This window comes from Salana multivorans (assembly GCF_003751805.1).
Classification (GTDB): Bacteria; Actinomycetota; Actinomycetes; order Actinomycetales; family Beutenbergiaceae; genus Salana; species Salana multivorans.
The window spans coordinates 754,830-771,513 of record NZ_RKHQ01000002.1 but is presented as its reverse complement, the minus strand read 5'-3'; the positions used below and the strand labels follow the sequence as shown (position 1 = coordinate 771,513).

Sequence of the window (16,684 nt, the reverse complement as noted above, 5' to 3'; positions counted from 1 at the left end):
CCGTGGTCGGGGGATGAGCCGGCCGGTACGCCGGGTTCTGTCCCGCGGCGCCGTCGCCGGCGCCGCGGTGGCGACCATCCATCTACGACGCACGTTGCCGTGCGCCTCCAGCGGCCTACCCGGGAGCATCGAGCGGGCAGCTCGCTCCCTGTCTGGCCTTGCTCCGGGTGGGGTTTACCTAGCCGCGCCGGTCGCCCGGCACGCTGGTGGGCTCTTACCCCACCGTTTCACCCTTACCGCCGGCGCCCGAGAGCGTCGGCGGCGGTCTGTTCTCTGTGGCACTGTCCCGCGGGTCGCCCCGGGTGGGCGTTACCCACCACCCTGCCCTGTGGAGCCCGGACGTTCCTCGGCCGTCGGCCTCGCGAGCGACGCCGGCGGACGCGGCCGCCTGGCCGGCTCATCCACCCCAGAGTCTAGTCGGCGTCGACCCGCGCGTCGGTCCAGGCGACATCGTCGCCCCCGTCGGGGAGGGTTCCGGCGGGCGGCGTGCCGAGGACGACGGCGTCGGCCCGCTCCCACGGGCGGTCCGCCGCGAGGAACCGGATCTCGTGCGCATCCCACTCGTGCCAGAACGCGGTCGACTGCTCCAGGTCCCCGTTCGTCCCGTCGGCCACGTCGCGGGCGATCCCGCGGCGCTGCGCCTCCTCGTAGTCGGACTGGACCCACACGGTCGCGTCGACGAGGTCGGCGACGGCGGCCTGGGACGAGCCGACGCCCTCGACGACGAGCAGCTCCAGCCCGGCCGGGAGCTCGATCGCCCCCTCTCGGCCGCGCTGCTCCCACGCCGGCGGGCGGAAGGCGACCGCGTCCCCGGTCCGGACGGCCTCGAGCACCTCCCGCAGCAGGCGCTCCCACCCGAACATCGGCTCCCACCAGGCGAGGTCGTCGGTGTGCAGGACGGCCGCGGTGCCGGCGGGCACGGCCTCGGACAGGCGTCGGGAGAGCGTCGTCTTGCCGCCGGCGCTCCGCCCGTCGACGGCCACGACGAACGGCCCGCGCCGACTCGCCGCGGCATCGGCGGCTCCGTCCGGACGTGCCGCGGCGCGGGAGCGCAGGACGTCGAGCAGGCCGGCCGGCGTCGTCACCTGCCACGGGCCGAAGGGCGGCTCACCCTCGCGGAGGCGAAGCTGTGTCATCGACATTCCCATCATCTTGACGATTTGTTTGCGAAAAACGAAGGTCCAACGTACTGTCGGAGGCAGACTCTTGAACCACCCGGGAGGAAGCCATGGCCGTACCCGTCGTCGACGTCCACGTCGAGGATGCCCTCCGTCGGCGGCTGACCGCGCTGCGGTCCCCGCGGCTGTCCGTGGGGGAGCGGCTCATCGAGCTCGACGACCTGCGCAGCAGCGGCGCCCTCACCACCGAGCAGTACCTCGACGAGCGCGCCGCCATCCTCGCGGGCGCCTAGGACTCCTCGCCCGTCGCGCCCTCGCCCGGCGCGTCGTCCGCCGCCGCGAGCGCGAGCTGCTCGACGTGCGGCAGCGCGGCGAGCATGACGGCGGCGTCCGTCGTCCCGGGGTCCAGCACGGCGGCGCTGACGCCGTCGTCCACGAACTGCAGCAGCCACTCGACGCACGAGGTCCGCGGGATCGCGAGCTGGAACCCGGCCTCCTCCTCGGGCAGCCCGATCGCCAGGCCGAACTCCAGCGCCAGCTCCTTCGACGTGAAGACGGCGATGACGCCACCCTCCGGCGTCTCGAACGCGAGCGGCGTCACCTGGTCGCCGACGCCGCGCGCGATGAAGATCCAGTCCTCGAGCCGGAACGCGTCCTGCCAGGCGGCCTGGAGCGCAAGCTCCTCGGCCGGCGTCAGCTCCTCGGCCCCGTCGTCGATCTCGTCGTGGTCGTGCGGCACGGACGGACCGGTGCTCACCGCGCACCGGCCGCGGCGAGCGCCGCGGCGCCGGCGATCCCGGCGTTGTTGCGCAGGGCGGCGGGGATGATCGGCGTGCGCAGGTCCAGCAGTGGGAGGAACTTGTCCGCCTTCTTGCTGATGCCCCCGCCGACGACGAACAGGTCGGGGGAGAACAGGAACTCCACCGTGGAGAAGTAGCGCTGCAGCCGCGGCGCCCACTCCTCGTACGTCCAGCCCTCGCGCTCGCGCACACCGGAGGACGCCTGTGTCTCGGCGTCGTGCCCGTCGATCTCCAGGTGGCCGAGCTCCGCGTTCGGGACGAGCACGCCGTCGTAGATCATGGCCGAGCCGATACCCGTGCCGAGCGTCACGACGATGACCAGCCCCGAGACGTCCCGCGCGGCCCCGTAGGCGACCTCGGCGAACCCGGCGGCGTCCGCGTCGTTGACGACGACCGCGTCGTGCCCGGTCGCCTCGCGCGCGACGTCGGCGATGTTGGTCCCGATCCACGACTCGTCGACGTTCGCGGCTGAGTAGGCGACGCCGTGCTTGATGATCGCCGGGAAGGTGAGGCCGATCGGCGCCTTGCCCGGCAGGTCGAACCGTCCGACCAGCTCGGTCAGCACCTTCGCGACGGCGTCCGGCGTCGAGGGCTGGGGAGTCTCGATGCGCACGCGGTCCTGCGTGAACTCACCACTGGCCAGGTCGACGGGTGCGCCCTTGATGCCGGATCCGCCGATGTCGATGCCGAAGGCGACCGCGGGGGCCGTCGAGGCGTCCCTGTTCGACTTCTTTGCCATGGTGTGCGCCTTCCGTGTGCGAGCGGTGCCAGGATGGGAGTCTAGGAGAAAGAGCCCGGCGCGTGCTTCCACGCGGGCGGAGAGGCAGGAGAGACATGACCGACGACGTCACGCCCGGCCCGATCGAGGAGCCCGACGCCCGCCTCAAGGACGAGGGCTACTACTACAACCTGTCCACCGGCGAGGTCGAGAAGGGCCAGCGGTCCGTCTGGACGAAGCGGATCGGTCCGTACGCGACGCGTGAGGCGGCCGAGCACGCGCTGGCGACCGCGCAGCGGCGGACGGAGGCCTGGGACGAGGAGGACCGCCGCTGGCGCGAGGGCGACTGACGACCCGACCGTCGGGGTCCTGCTCGTCGTCCTACTCGTCGAACGTGTGCTCCGGCCCGGGGAAGATCCGCTCCCGCACCGCACCGACGTAGTCGCCGGCCGCGGCCGACAGCGCTGCCCCGACCTGGCCGAACGCGCGGGAGAACTTGGGAGCCCAGTCGGCCATGCCGGCCATGTCGGTCCAGACGAGCACCTGCCCGTCGCACTCGACACCGGCGCCGATGCCGATCGTGGGGATCGCGAGCTCCTTCGTGACGCGCGTCGCGAGCGGTCCGGGGACCATCTCCAGGACGATCGCGACGGCCCCGGCGGCCTCCAGCGCGAGCGCGTCGGCGAGGAGCTTCTGGGCCGCGGCCTCGCCCCGGCCCTGCACCTTCATGCCGCCGAACACGTTCTCCGACTGCGGGGTCAGGCCGAGATGGCCGACGACGGGGATGCCCGTCGTGGACAGCAGGCGTACCTGCTCGACCATGTGCTGCCCGCCCTCGAGCTTGACCGCGCCCGCGCCGCCCTCCTTCATCAGCCGGACGGCCGTGGCGTGCGCCTGCGCGGCGCTCGCCTCGTAGGAGCCGAACGGCAGGTCGGCGACGACGAGCGCGCGCGCCGCGGCGCCGGCGACGGCCCGGGTCGCGACCACCATCTGGTCCACCGTCACGGGCAGCGTCGACGGGTAGCCGAGCATGTTGTTCCCGATGGAGTCGCCGACGAGCAGCGAGTCGACGCCGGCGGCGTCGAAGATGCGCGCGGTGACGGCGTCGTACGCCGTGAGCATCGTGATCGGGCGGCCCGCCTCCTTGGACGCGCGCAGGTGCGGCACGCGGTACCGCTTCGGCTGCGTCGGGACGGGCGTTGACTCCTGCGGTGCGGGCATGCCTCAACTGTAGGACGGGGCGGCCGCCGGGCCGCCGGGACCATGGGTCCACGGCCGCGGGAGGCCATCGAACGGCCGATGGGCCGCCGGTCGGGTAGGTGATCGGCGCGGGATTCGCCATGATAGGAGCAACGCGTTGTCGTCCGGACGAGGAGAGCCATGGACAAGCAGCAGGAGTACGTGCTTCGTTCGATCGAGGAGCACGACATCCGCTTCATCCGACTGTGGTTCACGGACGTCCTCGGCTTCCTCAAGTCGGTCGCGATCGCGCCGGCCGAGCTGGAGAGCGCCTTCGCCGAGGGCATCGGCTTCGACGGCTCCGCGATCCAGGGTCTCTCGCGCGTCTCCGAGGCGGACATGCTCGCGCGGCCCGACCCGTCGACGTTCCAGATCCTCCCGTGGCGCGGCGACCACCGCGGCACCGCCCGGATGTTCTGCGACATCCTCACGCCCGACGGTCAGCCGGCCGCGGCGGACCCCCGCAACGTGCTCAAGCGCGCACTGGCCAAGGCGAGCGACGCCGGGTTCTCCTACTACACCCACCCCGAGATCGAGTTCTACCTCTTTCACGAGCCCGCGACGCCGCAGGGCCCGCTCGTCCCGATCGACGACGCCGGCTACTTCGACCACGTGGCGCGCGGCACGGGCCACGACTTCCGCCGCGCCGCGATCGGGCTCCTGGAGTCGATGGGGATCTCCGTCGAGTACTCCCACCACGAGGGCGGCCCCGGCCAGAACGAGATCGACCTGCGCTACGCCGACGCCCTGTCCACGGCCGACAACATCATGACGTTCCGCACGATCGTCAAGGAGGTCGCGCTCACCCAGGGGATCATGGCCTCGTTCATGCCCAAGCCGCTCTCCGGCGAGCCGGGGTCGGGGATGCACACGCACCTGTCCCTGTTCGAGGGCGACACGAACGCGTTCTACGAGGCGGGACGCGAGTACGAGCTCTCGACGACCGCCCGCAAGTTCATCGCCGGCCTCCTGCGCCACTCCGCCGAGATCACGGCCGTGACGAACCAGTTCGTCAACTCCTACAAGCGCCTGTGGGGCGGCGGCGAGGCCCCGAGCTACGTGTGCTGGGGGCACAACAACCGCTCGGCCCTCATCCGCGTCCCGATGTACAAGCCGGGCAAGGGGCAGTCGGCGCGCGTCGAGTACCGCGCGCTCGACTCCTCCGCCAACCCCTACCTCGCCTACGCGCTCCTGCTCGCGGCGGGTCTCAAGGGCATCCAGGGCGACTACGAGCTTCCGGAGGAGGCGGAGGACAACGTCTGGAACCTCTCCGACGCCGAGCGTCGCGCCCTCGGGATCGCGCCCCTGCCCAACAACCTGCAGGACGCGCTGGAGATCATGGGCTCCTCCGAGCTCGTCGCCGAGACCCTCGGGGAGAGCGTCTTCGAGTTCTTCCTGCGCAACAAGCGCCGGGAGTGGGAGGAGTACCAGGCGCAGGTCACGCCGTACGAGATCTCCAAGTTCCTTCGTGCGCTCTGACCCGCCGAGGCGATGACGCGGCGACCCTCGCCAACGACCCGGCTCCTGCGGTCCGGGTTCCACGAGCTCGCCCGGGCCGAGGCGATCCTCGCCGGCGACTGGCTGCAGCCCGTCCTCGCGGACGACGACGCGGCCGGCCTGCTCGCCGCCCTGGGGGAGAGCGCCGACCCCGACCTCGCGCTGCTCGCGCTCGACCGCATCCACGACCGCGCCGACGAGGACGTGCGGCGCGCGCTCGTCGCCGTGCTCGGCGACGGTGGCGGCCCGCGGGAACGGCTGCTCGCCGTCCTCGGGGCGTCGGAGGCGCTCGGCGACGCGCTCGTCAGCCACCCGGGTGATCTCGCGGTCGTCACCGGGGTCGTCGCGGGCGACGACGTCTCGACGGACGCCCCGGACGACGCCGACGACGTGCGGGGGCGCCTGCTTCGCGCCGTCGGCGCCGACCCCGGGGCGCCGGGACCCCGGGCGAGCGTCGAGGCGGCGACGGCGCGGATGCGCCGCGCCTACCGTCGCGAGCTCCTGCGGATCGCCGCCGCCGACCTGACGCAGCCCGACCCGCTCGCCGGGTTCTCCTGGGTCGCCGCCGCCCTGGCCGACCTGGCCGCCGCCGCGCTCGAGGCCGCCCTCGCCATCGCGCGGACCGAGGTGCCCGACTCCGACTCCGTCCGCCTCGCCGTGCTCGGGATGGGCAAGACGGGCGGACGTGAGCTCAACTACGTCAGCGACGTCGACGTCGTCTACGTCGCCGAGCCGGCCCTGGACGCCGACGGGGAGCCGGTGGCGTCGGAGCAGCAGGTCGTCCGCGTCGGGACCCAGCTCGCCAGCGCGCTCGCCCGCGCCTGCTCCGGTCCAGGGGTCGAGCCGGCGCTGTGGGAGGTCGACGCCGCGTTGCGCCCCGAGGGCAAGAACGGTCCGCTCGTGCGCACGCTGGCCAGCCATGTCGCCTACTACGAGCGCTGGGCGAAGACCTGGGAGTTCCAGGCGCTGCTCAAGGCGCGCCCCGTCGCCGGGGACCGCGAGCTCGGCGAGCTGTACGTCGAGACGCTCCGGCCGCTCGTGTGGACGGCGGTCCAGCGCGAGCGGTTCGTCGAGGACGCCCAGGCCATGCGCCGCCGCGTCGAGGCCCACATCCCGCGCAAGGACGCGGACCGCGAGCTCAAGCTCGGCACGGGCGGCCTGCGCGACGTCGAGTTCACCGTCCAGCTCCTCCAGCTGGTCCACGGCCGGCTCGCGCCGGGGATCCGCTCGCGGACGACGCTGGAGGCGCTCGACGCGCTCGCGGCCGAGGGGTTCGTCGGTCGCGGCGAGGCCGAGCGGCTCGCGGCTGACTACCGCTTCCTCCGGCTCATGGAGCACCGCATCCAGCTCCAGCGGCTGCGCCGGACCCACCTCGTGCCGACCGCCGAGCAGGACCTCGTGCGGGTCGCCCGGTCGATGCGCCCCCCGGGCGCGGACGGCGCCGGCGGCGGTGAGGCGACGGGGGAGACGGGCGACCTCGTCGTCGACCTCCTCGCGCGGTGGCAGCGGACGCGACGCGACGTGCGCGGGCTCCACGAGGACCTGTTCTACCGGCCGCTGCTGCCCGCGACCGCGCGGCTGTCGGCGGAGGACGCCGCGCTCTCGCCCGAGGCGGCGTACGCGCGGCTCGCGGCCCTCGGGTACCGCTCGCCGGAGCAGGCGCTCGCGCACATCACGGCGCTGACCGAGGGCGTCTCGCGGCGCGCGGCGATCCAGCGTCACCTCCTGCCCGTCCTGCTCGGCTGGTTCACCCAGGGCGCCGACCCCGACGCCGGCCTGCTGGCATTCCGGACGCTGTCGGAGGAGGTCGGCGGGAGCCACTGGTACCTCAAGCTGCTGCGGGACTCCGGCGTCGCGGCCCGCAACCTCGCGCGCGTGCTCTCCTCCTCGCGGTATGCCGCCGACGCGCTGCGTCGCTCGCCGGAGTCGGTCCGCTGGCTCGCCGAGGACGGCGACCTGCGACCGCGCTCGGTCGCCGCACTCGACGCGGAGATGGATGCCGTGCTGCGCCGTCGTGAGGGCGACCCGGCGGCCGGAGCGACGTTCGTGCGCTACCTGCGGCGGCGGGAGCTGGCGCGGACGGCGGTCTCCGACGTCCTGACGAACCTCGAGGCCGACCTCACGCCGGGCATCTCCTCGGCGGCCGACGCCGCGCTGCGCGGGGCCCTGCGGATCGCAACCGAGCAGGTGGGCGCCGAGCAGGGGTACGGGGACGAGCCGCCGACGCGTCAGCTCGTCGTGGCGATGGGACGGCTCGGCGGGCACGAGCTGGGCTACGCCTCCGACGCCGACGTGATGTTCGTCCACGACCCGCTCCCGGGGGCCGATCCCGTCCGGGCGCAGCAGTTCGCGCTGGCGGTGGCGCAGCGGGTGGGGCAGCTCCTCGGGCAGACCGGCCCCGAGCCGGCGCTCCGGGTCGACGCTGACCTGCGCCCCGAGGGACGCAGCGGACCCCTCACCCGGACGCTGGCGTCCTACGAGGAGTACTACGACCGCTGGTCGGCCCCGTGGGAGCGGCAGGCCCTGCTGCGGGCGCGTCCGGTCGCCGGCGACGAGGGCCTGGCGATCGCGTTCCTCGAGCTGGTCGACCCGCTGCGGTACGCGGGCGGCGGGCTGAGCGAGAGCGAGCTGCGCGAGTACCGGCGGATCAAGGCGCGCGTGGAGCGGGAGCGGATGCCGCGCGGCGTCACGCCGACCCGGCACCTCAAGCTGGGCCCCGGGGGGCTGGCGGACGTCGAGTGGACGGTCCAGCTCCTCCAGCTCCTGCACGCCCACGACGTTCCGGCTCTGCGCACCCCGTCGACGCTCGCGGCGCTCGACGCGGCGGCGAGCGCCGGGCTCCTCGGGGCGACCGACGCCGAGCTGCTCTCGCGGGCGTGGCGCTCCAGCAGTCGCACGCGCGACGCGATCGTGCTCGTCACCGGCCGGACGAGCGGGACGAAGGTCGACGTGCTGCCGGCCGAGCACCGCGAGCTGACCGGGACGGCCGCCCTGCTCGGCTACGTCCCGGTGAGCGGCGCGGCGCTCGAGGACGACTACCTGCGGACCGCGCGGCGGGCGCGGATGGTCGTGGACCGGGTCTTCTACGGCGAGTAGCCGAGCGAGCGGGGCCGTGCGCGTCGGCCCGGCCGGAGCCGTTCCGGCTCAGCCGGCGAGTGCCGCGACGACGGCCTCGACGAACGCGTCGACGTCGGCCTCGGTCGTGTCGAACGAGCACATCCACCGCACCTCACCGGTGGCCTCGTCCCAGTCGTAGAACCGGAACCGCTCACGCACCGCGTCGGCGGCGGGCCGCGGCAGCGTCGCGAAGACGGCGTTGGCCTCGGTGGCCTGGGTGAAGGCCAGCCCCGGCGCGCGGCCGGCCGCCGCCGCGGCCTCGAGGCCGCCGCGCAGGCGGGTGGCCATGGCGTTCGCGTGGGTCGCGCTGCGCAGCCACAGGTCGCCGTCGTGGAGCGCGAGGAGCTGCGCCGAGATGAACCGCATCTTCGACGCGAGCTGCATGGACAGCTTGCGGACGTAGCGGATGGCGTCGGGACCGCCGACGAGCGCGTCGTGGTCGAGGACGACGACGGCCTCCGCCCCGAGCGCCCCGTTCTTCGTCCCGCCGAGGCTGAGGACGTCGACGCCGACGTCGCTCGTGAACGCCGCGAGCTGGAGGCCGAGCGATGCCGCGGCGTTGGCCAGGCGGGCGCCGTCGACGTGCACGCGCATGCCGCGGGCGTGGGCGTGCTCGGTGATCGCGGCGATCTCCTCCGGCGTGTAGCAGGTCCCCAGCTCCGTCGTCTGCGTGAGGGACACGACGAGCGGCTGGGCACGGTGCTCGAAGCCCCAGCCCCAGGCCTCGCGGTCGATGAGCTCGGGGGTGAGCTTGCCGTCGGGGGTCGGCACGGGCAGCAGCTTGATCGCGGCCATCCGCTCGGGGGCTCCACCCTCGTCGACGTTGATGTGCGCCGTGTCGGAGCAGATGACCGCGCCCCAGCGCGGCAGCAGGGACTGGAGGGCGACGACGTTGGCCCCGGTCCCGTTGAACACGGGCCAGACGGTGGCGGCCGGCCCGAAGTGTCCCGCCATGACCTCGCCGAGCCGCTCCGTCCAGGAGTCCGCGCCGTAGGCGACGTCGTGACCGCCGTTCGCCTCGACGACGGCCGCGAGGACCTCGGGGTGGACGCCGGCGTAGTTGTCCGATGCGAAGCTGGTGCGGGGCGAGGGGAGGGGCGTGTCGGTCACCCGGACATTCTCCCTCGCCGGCCCTGGGCCGGCGTCGCGCCGATGGTTCAGCCGGCGAACCGGTCCGTCGCCCGGACCAGGGCGTCGAGGATGCCCGGCTCGTCGAACGCGTGGCCGGCGTCGGGCACGATGACGAGCTCGGCCTCGGGCCACGCCCGGTGCAGGTCCCACGCCGTCATCGCCGGCGTGCACATGTCGTACCGCCCCTGCACGATGACGCCCGGGATGTCGCGCAGCAGCCCGGCGTCCCGCACGAGCTGGCCCTCCGTGAGCCAGCCGTGGTGGAGGAAGAAGTGGTTCTCGATCCGCGCGAAGGCGGTCGCGTGCGACGCCTCCGCCGACTCCGCGATCATCTCCGGCCGCTGCAGCAGCGTGACCGTCGCGGACTCCCACGTCGTCCACGCGACGGCCGCCGGACCGTGCACGGCCGGGTCGGGGTCGGAGAGCGCGCGGTGGTAGGCGGCGACGTAGGTCTCCCGCTCGCGACGCGTCACCGCGCCGGCGTAGGTCTCCCACAGGTCGGGGTACACGGCGGCGGCCCCGCCCTCGTAGAACCAGTCGAGCTCCGACTGGCGCAGCGTGAAGATGCCGCGCAGCACCAGCTCCGTCACCCGCTCCGGGTGGGTCTGGGCGTAGGCCAGCGCGAGCGTCGAGCCCCACGACCCGCCGAACACCTGCCACCGCTCGATCCCCAGGTGCTCGCGCAACAGCTCCAGGTCGGCGACCAGGGTCCAGGTCGTGTTGGCCGTCAGGTCGGCGTCCGGCTCGGCGGCGTGCGGGGTCGAGCGCCCGCACATGCGCTGGTCGAGCAGGACGATCCGGTAGCGCTCGGGGTCGAACAGCCGGCGCTGGCGCGGGTTCGTCCCCCCGCCGGGACCCCCGTGCAGGAACACGACCGGCTTCCCGTCCGGGTTCCCGGAGACCTCCCAGAAGATCGCGTGCCCGTCGCCGACCGGCAGCAGCCCGGTCTGGTGGGGCTCGATCGGCTGGTACAGCGTGCGGGGAGTGTCGTCGGTCATGCCGTCACCGTACGCGGCGACCTCGCCGCGACACCGGGACCGCCGTCCCGGGAGGCGTACCGTGGCGACATGGATGCCCTCTACGTCGCCGAAGCCCTGTCCACCGGTCCCGGTCGCAACGGCCACGTCCGCACGAGCGACGGCCGCATCGACACCGCCATGGCCTCCCCGGTCGAGCTCGGCGGCTCGGGCGACGGGCTCAACCCCGAGCTGTTCTTCGCCGCCGGGTACGCCGCGTGCTACCACAACGCGCTGCAGCGCGTGGCCCGGGAGCAGGGGGTCGCGATCGCCGACACCGCGGTCGGAGCGAAGGTCGGCCTCGACCGTCGGCCCGAGGGCGGGTTCACGCTGCAGGTCGAGCTCGAGGTCGTGATCCCCGACCTCGACCCAGCCACCGCCCAGCGGCTCGCCGACGACGCGCACCAGGTCTGCCCCTACTCCAACGCGACCCGCGGCAACATCCCGGTGACGATCCGCGTCGTCGAGGACTGACGTCGCTCACCCGAACGGGTGAGCGATGACCCCTCGCGCGCGGGTGGTGCGGGCGGCCTCGGCTCGGCAGGATCGACGACATGCCGGAGATGACGACGACGGGGGACGCCCCAGCCGGCGAGCTGGCCGTCCCGCGATGGCTCGCTCGCGCCTGGAGCTCGCTGGTCCGCGACCCGCTCGGTGGGCTCGCCTGGGTGCTGGCCGTCGGCGCGGCGGCCGTGACGCTCTCCCGTGCCGTCCCGAGCGGTGTCGTGACCTGCGACCAGGACGCCTGCGGGCCGCCACTGGCGATCCCGTACCCGCTCGATGCCTCGGCGGCCGTCGCGGAGCTGCTGGGCCCGACCGCCTCCGAGGTCCTCGTCGGCGTGTGGAACCCTCTCGGTCTCGTCCTCGGGCTGGTGGGGCTCGTCCTGGCGGCCCGCGGGTCGCGGTGGTCCATCCTCGCCGCGGCCGTCCCGCTGCTGTCGGTGGTCGTGCTCGGCCAGCTCGTCCTCGCGCACGTCGTGGCGCTCGCCGGGGTCTGCGTCGTCCTCGCGGTCCGCGACTGGCTCGGCGCGCTCGTGGCGGGAGCGCTCGCGCTGTTCGCGCTGCTCCTCGTCGCCCCGTGGCTGCCGACGGTGTCCGCCGCGACCTGGGGCCCGTACCCGCTGGCGTTCGGCACGGTCGTGATGATCGCGCTCCTCACGGTGGCGGCCGCGGCGCTCGCGGCTGCGCTCGGTGCGTGGTGGCGCTCGGTCGAGGCGACCCGCGCGGCCGGTCGGGCGCTGCGGCACGCCGTCGCCGCCGAGGTCGACGCGGCCGAGCTGGAGGCCAGGACGCTCGAACGCGCCCGCCTGGCGCGCGACCTGCACGACGTCGTCGCCCACCACCTCTCGCTCGTCGCGGTCCGGGCTGAGTCGGCTCCCTACGCGTACCCGGGCCTCGACCCGGCGGCGCGCGACGTGCTCGCCGCCGTGGCCGAGGATGCGCGCAGCGCCCTGACGGAGCTGCGTCAGGTCCTCGCGGTGCTCCAGCGGGTCGAGGGGGAGGACGCGCCGCGCGAGCCGCAGGTCGGCGCCGACGACGTCGACGGCCTCGTCGCGGGAGCGCGGGACGCCGGGCAGGACGTGCTCGACACGGGGGCGTGGGGCCGGGTCGACGACGCGGAGGGCTACGCCCTGTACCGGTGCGTCCAGGAGGCGCTGACGAACGCTCGACGCCACGCGCCGGGGAGCCCGGTGCGGATCAGGCGCGGCCGCGTCGGGCGGGAGCTGCTGCTCGAGGTGACCAACGCCCTGGTCGACGCGGCTGCCCAGGCCGACCCGGCCGACCCGATGGCCGCGGACCACCCGCGGGAGGCCCGGCCGGGCCGAGGGCTGGCCGGCATGCGCGAGCGCGTGGAGTCGCTCGGCGGGACGCTCGGGCACGGGCCGGCCGAGCAGCGCGGGGTGACGGTCTTCCGGCTCGTCGTCGAGCTGCCGGTCGATCGGGACGACGCGGAGCCGGCTTCGTGAGCCCGGATGCGGAAGCCGGGCGGCTGCGCGTGGTCGTCGCCGACGACCAGCCCGTGGTGCTCGCCGGGATCGCCGCCATGATCGGTGCGGACCCGGGTCTCGAGGTCGTCGCGACGGCCGGCGACGGCGTCGAGCTGGTGCGTGCGGTGGCGCGTCACGCGCCGGACGTCGCCGTCGTCGACATCCGGATGCCGCGGATGGATGGCATCGGCGCGACGGAGCGGATCGTGCGGGACCACCCCGGGACGCGCGTGCTCATCCTCACGACCTTCGACCTCGACGCCTACGTCTACGACGCGCTCCTGGCGGGCGCGAGCGGCTTCCTGCTCAAGGACGTGCGGGCCGCGCGGCTCGTCGAGGCCGTCCACCTCGTGGCCGAGGGGTCGATGCTGCTGGGGCCGTCGGCGACGCGGCGGCTCGTCGCCGACGTCGCACAGCGCGGCTCACGTGTGGCCAACCCCGGGATCGCCGAGCTGAGCGACCGGGAGCGCGAGGTGCTCGAGGCCCTCGCGCGGGGCCTGTCGAACGTCGAGATCGCCGCCGAGCTGGTCGTCTCGGAGAACACGGTGAAGACGCACGTGTCGCAGATCCTGCGCAAGCTCGGCTGTCGGGACCGGGTCCAGGCCGTCATCGCCGCCTACGAGGCCGGCCTCGTCGGCTGATGGTGCGGCAGGGTCCGCGCCGACGCGAGCGCGGAGCGGGACCTCCGGAGCGGCGCACCGCGCCGTCCGGGGGAAGAATGGCCGGGTGAACCAGCGCCGAGCCGCCGCCGTCCTGCTTCGACACGGGGAGAGCACCGCCAACGCAGCCGGCCTGTTCACCGGCGTGCTCGACGTCCCGCTGTCCCAGCACGGGATGGAGGAGGCGCGTGTCGCGGCCGGGCTGCTGCGCGAGACGGGTCTGCGGTTCGACGCCGCGTTCTGCTCCGAGCTGGCCAGGGCGTGGCAGACCGCCGACGTCCTCGCCGAGGAGCTGCCCGACCTCCCGCCGTTCGAGCGCGACTGGCGCCTCGACGAGCGCAACTACGGCGGGCTCACCACGCTGACCAAGGCGGACGTCAAGGCCGAGCACGGCGAGGAGCAGTTCCTCGCCTGGCGCCGCAGCGTCCGCACGCCGCCGCCGCCGATGGGCGACGAGCTGTACGACGCGCTCGCCGGGACCGACCTGTTCCGCCGCCTCCCGCCGGAGGCCCTCGTGCGGACCGAGTCGCTGGCCGACGTCATGGTCCGCGTCCGCGCGTTCTGGCTCGACCGGGTCGACCCCCTCCTGCGGCGGGGCGGCAACGTCCTCGTCGTCGCGCACGGGAACTCGCTGCGCGCGCTGTGCGCCGTCGTCGACCGGCTGCCGGACGCCGAGATCCGCGCCCTTGGCCTGCCCACCGGGCACCCGCTGCTGTACGAGGTGGAGCCGACCGGGCCGGAGCTGGACGGTCTGCTCGTGCCGCTGGTGCGCGGCGGTGTCTACCTCGACGAGGCCTCGGCGCACGCGGCGGCCGAGCGCCTCGCCCTCGAGGGCGGCACCTGAGACATTGCCACCGCCGGTTCGAGGAGGTCCGACATCGCTGGACACGCCGTCGCTGATGTGACATCGTTCGCGGATGTCCGACGACGCTCCGATCAAGGTTCGAGTCTTCGCGGATTACGGCGCGGAGAATCCAGTTTGGTGCCACGGCCTCGTGGAGGACCTCACGGCTTTCGGAGTCAGCGCGCCGCTGCAGGCAAAGATGGCAAGGCTCGTCGATGTCTTCGACCGTGGGGTGTACCCCGGGTTCGGTTGGCGAACCCCGGCGTTCGAACGCGAGTACATGGAGCTCCTGGCCGAGATCGTCGACAGCCTGCAGGCGGAACTTGGCCCGGGGTACGTCGTCACCACGAACGGCGAGGACGCATGATGCGTCGCAGAGGCCGCGCGATGAGTCTGGTCCTGTCGACGGCGGTGCTCGTTGGGAGTGTGGCGGTTACCTCGGCGGCCGACATCGGTCGGCCGGTGTCGGCCGCAGCACCCAGCACCCAGCTCGATGCTGGCGCATCGCCGGCGCAGGGCGGCGAGGGCCTCTCTCCCGCCGATATCGCGCGGCTGAACTCACTCGACCACTCCTCCGTCGGCCCTCTCGTGTCGGGTGGTCCACCCTCGTTGCGTCCCGGACCGTCGCCGTTGGCGGCCTCGATCTTCTGGTGTCCGTCGAAGGGGGGCGACCCCTACGAGACGATGGCGACCTACACGCGCACCAACATCCGGAACATTCCCAACGGGAAGAACACCCTCAGGTGCGGACGCCCGACCAAGGATGGATGGGGCTTTCTCCACATCCGTGACTCCCATGCCGCCGAGTGGGAAGCGCTCGACAGCTTCCTTGGCTGGGATGTGTCGATGGACAAGAACATCCGGAGCACTCTCCAGAGCAAGAATGCCGTCGCGCACTACAAGTCTGGCAACGACACCTACTCGATCCAGGCCCCCGGATACATCTACTCGAACAGGAAGATTGTCGCCACCTACACCGTCTTCGTGATCGTGGCCGGAAGCGACGGCCGGATCATCACCGCCTATCCCCGTGGCTTGCGGTGGGTCTAGGGCGGCACCTGAGACCCGAGACACGTGTGGGCGGTGACTCCCAGGGGAGTCACCGCCCACACGCGTAGGTCAGGCCGGGTCAGCCCTCGTTGATCGCCTCGTTGCCGGCCTCGTCGGCCTGCTTGAGCGCGTCGGCCACCGGGAGGCGGCCGAGGAACATCTCCTCGAAGTACGGACCGAATGCACCGAAGGCGGCGTTGATGTTCGGGCCGACGGGGGCGGGGATGGCCTCGCCGTTCGCGGCGTCCTGCAGGGCCGTGATGTCCACGCCCTTGCTCTCCCAGTAGGAGACGTAGGCGTCCTGCGCGTCGACCGCGCCCGGGAACGCGGCGCCGGCCTCGGCGAGCGGGAGCTGGCCCTCGGTCGAGCCGAGCCACTGGAGCACCTCGAGCTGCGCCTCCGGGTTCTCCGACGCCGCGTTCGCGACGGCGGCGACGCCGTGGACGAGACCGACGCGACCGGCCGGGCCCTCCAGCGGCGGGGCGATGGCCCACTCGAAGCTGTCGCCGATCTCCTCGAGCGCGGGCAGCGAGTACTGGCCGGACTGGAAGAGCGCGAGCTTGCCCTGGACGAAGTAGTCGCGGGAGAGGTCGCCGTTGGCGAGCGTGTCGGCCGCCGGCGGGGCGACGTGGTAGGTGTTGATGAGGTCGACCAGGTACTGGAACGTCTGCTCGTTCTGCGGCGAGTCGAAGGCGAGCAGGTCGCCGTCCTGCCAGACGCCGCCGTTGGAGCCGACGAACGGACCCCAGATGGCCTGCAGGTCGTTCTGGGCGTTGAGGCCGAACACCGCCGTCGTGGCCGGGTCGAACTCGGCGTCGCTCGCGGCGTGCCCAGCGGCGTCCGTCGTCAGTGTCTGGAGCGCGGGCAGCAGCGTGTCGTTCGCGCCCGTCGGGTCCCAGCGCAGCGTGGTCGGGTCGATGCCGGCCGCGTCCAGGAGCGTCTTGTTGTAGAACAGCGCGATCGAGTCCTGCAGCTGCGGGACGCCCCACAGGCTGCCGTCGCGCGTGTAGAGGTCGACGACGAGGTCGCTCCACGGGTCGTGGTCGTCGCCGATCGCGTCCGTGACGTTGAGCAGGTTGCCGTTGTCGACGTACTTGCCGAAGTTCGAGGTGTTGACCCAGAAGATGTCGGCGGCCTCGCCCGAGGAGAGGTCCAGCGGGAGCTGCTCCCAGTAGGTCGCCCACGGGATGGTCTCGATCTCGACCTTGATGTCCGGGTGGTCCGCCTCGAACGCGTCGAAGGACGTGCGGTACGCCTCGGCGGCCGCGTCGTCCCAGAGGCGGAACGTGACCGTCGTGGTGTCACCGCCGCCGGTGCCGTCCGTCGCCCCGTCGGTCGCGGACGACGACGCCGACGGCGTCTGGCCGCCGGAGTTGCTCGCCGGCGAGCACGCCGCGAGGGAGACGGCGACGGCCGTCGCGAGTGCGCCGACGACTGCGCGTCGGCGGGTGGTGCTGGTCGACATTCGGTACCTCCGAGTTCCGTGGGGGCGCTGGGGGCGCCGGTC

At 73.4% G+C, this 16,684-nt stretch carries 17 protein-coding genes and 1 other RNA gene; 10 read left to right on the top strand and 8 right to left on the bottom strand.

Translation table 11 applies throughout. From position 1 onward, the window contains the following. Positions 1-10 precede the first annotated feature (10 nt). Positions 11-400, bottom strand: an RNA gene (rnpB, locus tag EDD28_RS15695) — RNase P RNA component class A. A gap of 13 nt (positions 401-413) precedes the next feature. Then, entirely contained in the window at positions 414-1,136 is a 723-nt protein-coding gene (locus EDD28_RS15690) for a uridine kinase family protein (RefSeq protein ID WP_211339246.1), read from the bottom strand. 92 nt (positions 1,137-1,228) lie between these two features. Between EDD28_RS15690 and EDD28_RS15685 the strand changes: the two genes are divergently transcribed. Next, entirely contained in the window at positions 1,229-1,411 is a 183-nt protein-coding gene (locus tag EDD28_RS15685) for a hypothetical protein (protein WP_123740664.1), read from the top strand. On the opposite strand, the gene EDD28_RS15680 is transcribed toward EDD28_RS15685, so the two are convergent. Then, positions 1,408-1,857: a hypothetical protein gene (locus tag EDD28_RS15680; protein WP_148059647.1), complete on the bottom strand. Its 450-nt coding sequence runs from the start codon at positions 1,855-1,857 to the stop codon at positions 1,408-1,410. The genes EDD28_RS15685 and EDD28_RS15680 overlap by 4 nt on opposite strands. A gap of 14 nt (positions 1,858-1,871) precedes the next feature. Beyond that, positions 1,872-2,657: a polyphosphate--glucose phosphotransferase gene (gene ppgK, locus EDD28_RS15675; protein WP_123740662.1), complete on the bottom strand. Its 786-nt coding sequence runs from the start codon at positions 2,655-2,657 to the stop codon at positions 1,872-1,874. 95 nt (positions 2,658-2,752) lie between these two features. Between ppgK and EDD28_RS15670 the strand changes: the two genes are divergently transcribed. Continuing rightward, positions 2,753-2,986, top strand: a complete 234-nt coding sequence (locus EDD28_RS15670; protein WP_123740661.1) for an SPOR domain-containing protein — start codon at positions 2,753-2,755, stop codon at positions 2,984-2,986. Between the two features lie 31 nt (positions 2,987-3,017). Here the strand turns inward: EDD28_RS15670 and panB are convergent, their stop codons facing one another. Further along, a complete protein-coding gene (panB, locus tag EDD28_RS15665) occupies positions 3,018-3,857 on the bottom strand; it encodes a 3-methyl-2-oxobutanoate hydroxymethyltransferase (RefSeq protein WP_123740660.1) in 840 nt (279 codons plus the stop codon). 159 nt (positions 3,858-4,016) lie between these two features. Here panB and EDD28_RS15660 point away from each other — a divergent pair, with 159 nt between their 5' ends. Next, positions 4,017-5,354 (top strand): glutamine synthetase family protein, encoded by a 1,338-nt coding sequence (locus tag EDD28_RS15660; RefSeq protein ID WP_123740659.1) that lies wholly within the window; start codon positions 4,017-4,019, stop codon positions 5,352-5,354. Positions 5,355-5,366: 12 nt separating this feature from the next. Then, on the top strand, positions 5,367-8,468 hold the full coding sequence (locus EDD28_RS15655; RefSeq protein ID WP_123740658.1) for a bifunctional [glutamine synthetase] adenylyltransferase/[glutamine synthetase]-adenylyl-L-tyrosine phosphorylase: 3,102 nt from the start codon (positions 5,367-5,369) through the stop codon (positions 8,466-8,468). 48 nt (positions 8,469-8,516) lie between these two features. On the opposite strand, the gene EDD28_RS15650 is transcribed toward EDD28_RS15655, so the two are convergent. Together EDD28_RS15650 and pip are read right to left on the bottom strand one after the other, a co-directional pair. After that, positions 8,517-9,599, bottom strand: coding sequence for a threonine aldolase family protein (locus tag EDD28_RS15650; protein WP_123740657.1), 1,083 nt, complete (start codon positions 9,597-9,599; stop codon positions 8,517-8,519). 47 nt (positions 9,600-9,646) lie between these two features. After that, a complete protein-coding gene (pip, locus tag EDD28_RS15645) occupies positions 9,647-10,618 on the bottom strand; it encodes a prolyl aminopeptidase (protein WP_123740656.1) in 972 nt (323 codons plus the stop codon). Positions 10,619-10,687: 69 nt separating this feature from the next. On the opposite strand from pip, the gene EDD28_RS15640 reads away from it, so the two are divergent. The 6 genes from EDD28_RS15640 to EDD28_RS15615 all read left to right on the top strand — a co-directional run bounded on the left by EDD28_RS15640 (position 10,688) and on the right by EDD28_RS15615 (position 15,177). After that, entirely contained in the window at positions 10,688-11,110 is a 423-nt protein-coding gene (locus EDD28_RS15640) for an organic hydroperoxide resistance protein (RefSeq protein WP_123740655.1), read from the top strand. A gap of 80 nt (positions 11,111-11,190) precedes the next feature. Further along, the gene (locus EDD28_RS15635) at positions 11,191-12,603 is read left to right on the top strand and encodes a sensor histidine kinase (protein ID WP_123740654.1); all 1,413 of its coding nucleotides are present in this window, start codon (positions 11,191-11,193) and stop codon (positions 12,601-12,603) included. Beyond that, complete coding sequence (locus EDD28_RS15630; RefSeq protein ID WP_123740653.1) at positions 12,600-13,265, top strand: response regulator transcription factor; 666 nt, start codon at positions 12,600-12,602, stop codon at positions 13,263-13,265. The genes EDD28_RS15635 and EDD28_RS15630 overlap by 4 nt, the downstream gene beginning before the upstream one ends. 85 nt (positions 13,266-13,350) lie before the next feature. Further along, a complete protein-coding gene (locus EDD28_RS15625) occupies positions 13,351-14,127 on the top strand; it encodes a 2,3-bisphosphoglycerate-dependent phosphoglycerate mutase (protein ID WP_123740652.1) in 777 nt (258 codons plus the stop codon). Between the two features lie 73 nt (positions 14,128-14,200). Next, entirely contained in the window at positions 14,201-14,494 is a 294-nt protein-coding gene (locus EDD28_RS15620; RefSeq protein WP_123740651.1) for a hypothetical protein, read from the top strand. Between the two features lie 20 nt (positions 14,495-14,514). Continuing rightward, a complete protein-coding gene (locus EDD28_RS15615; protein ID WP_123740650.1) occupies positions 14,515-15,177 on the top strand; it encodes a hypothetical protein in 663 nt (220 codons plus the stop codon). A 79-nt stretch (positions 15,178-15,256) separates the two neighbouring features. Here EDD28_RS15615 and EDD28_RS15610 read toward each other — a convergent pair whose 3' ends face one another. Beyond that, complete coding sequence (locus EDD28_RS15610; RefSeq protein ID WP_123740649.1) at positions 15,257-16,642, bottom strand: ABC transporter substrate-binding protein; 1,386 nt, start codon at positions 16,640-16,642, stop codon at positions 15,257-15,259. Positions 16,643-16,684: the final 42 nt, after the last annotated feature.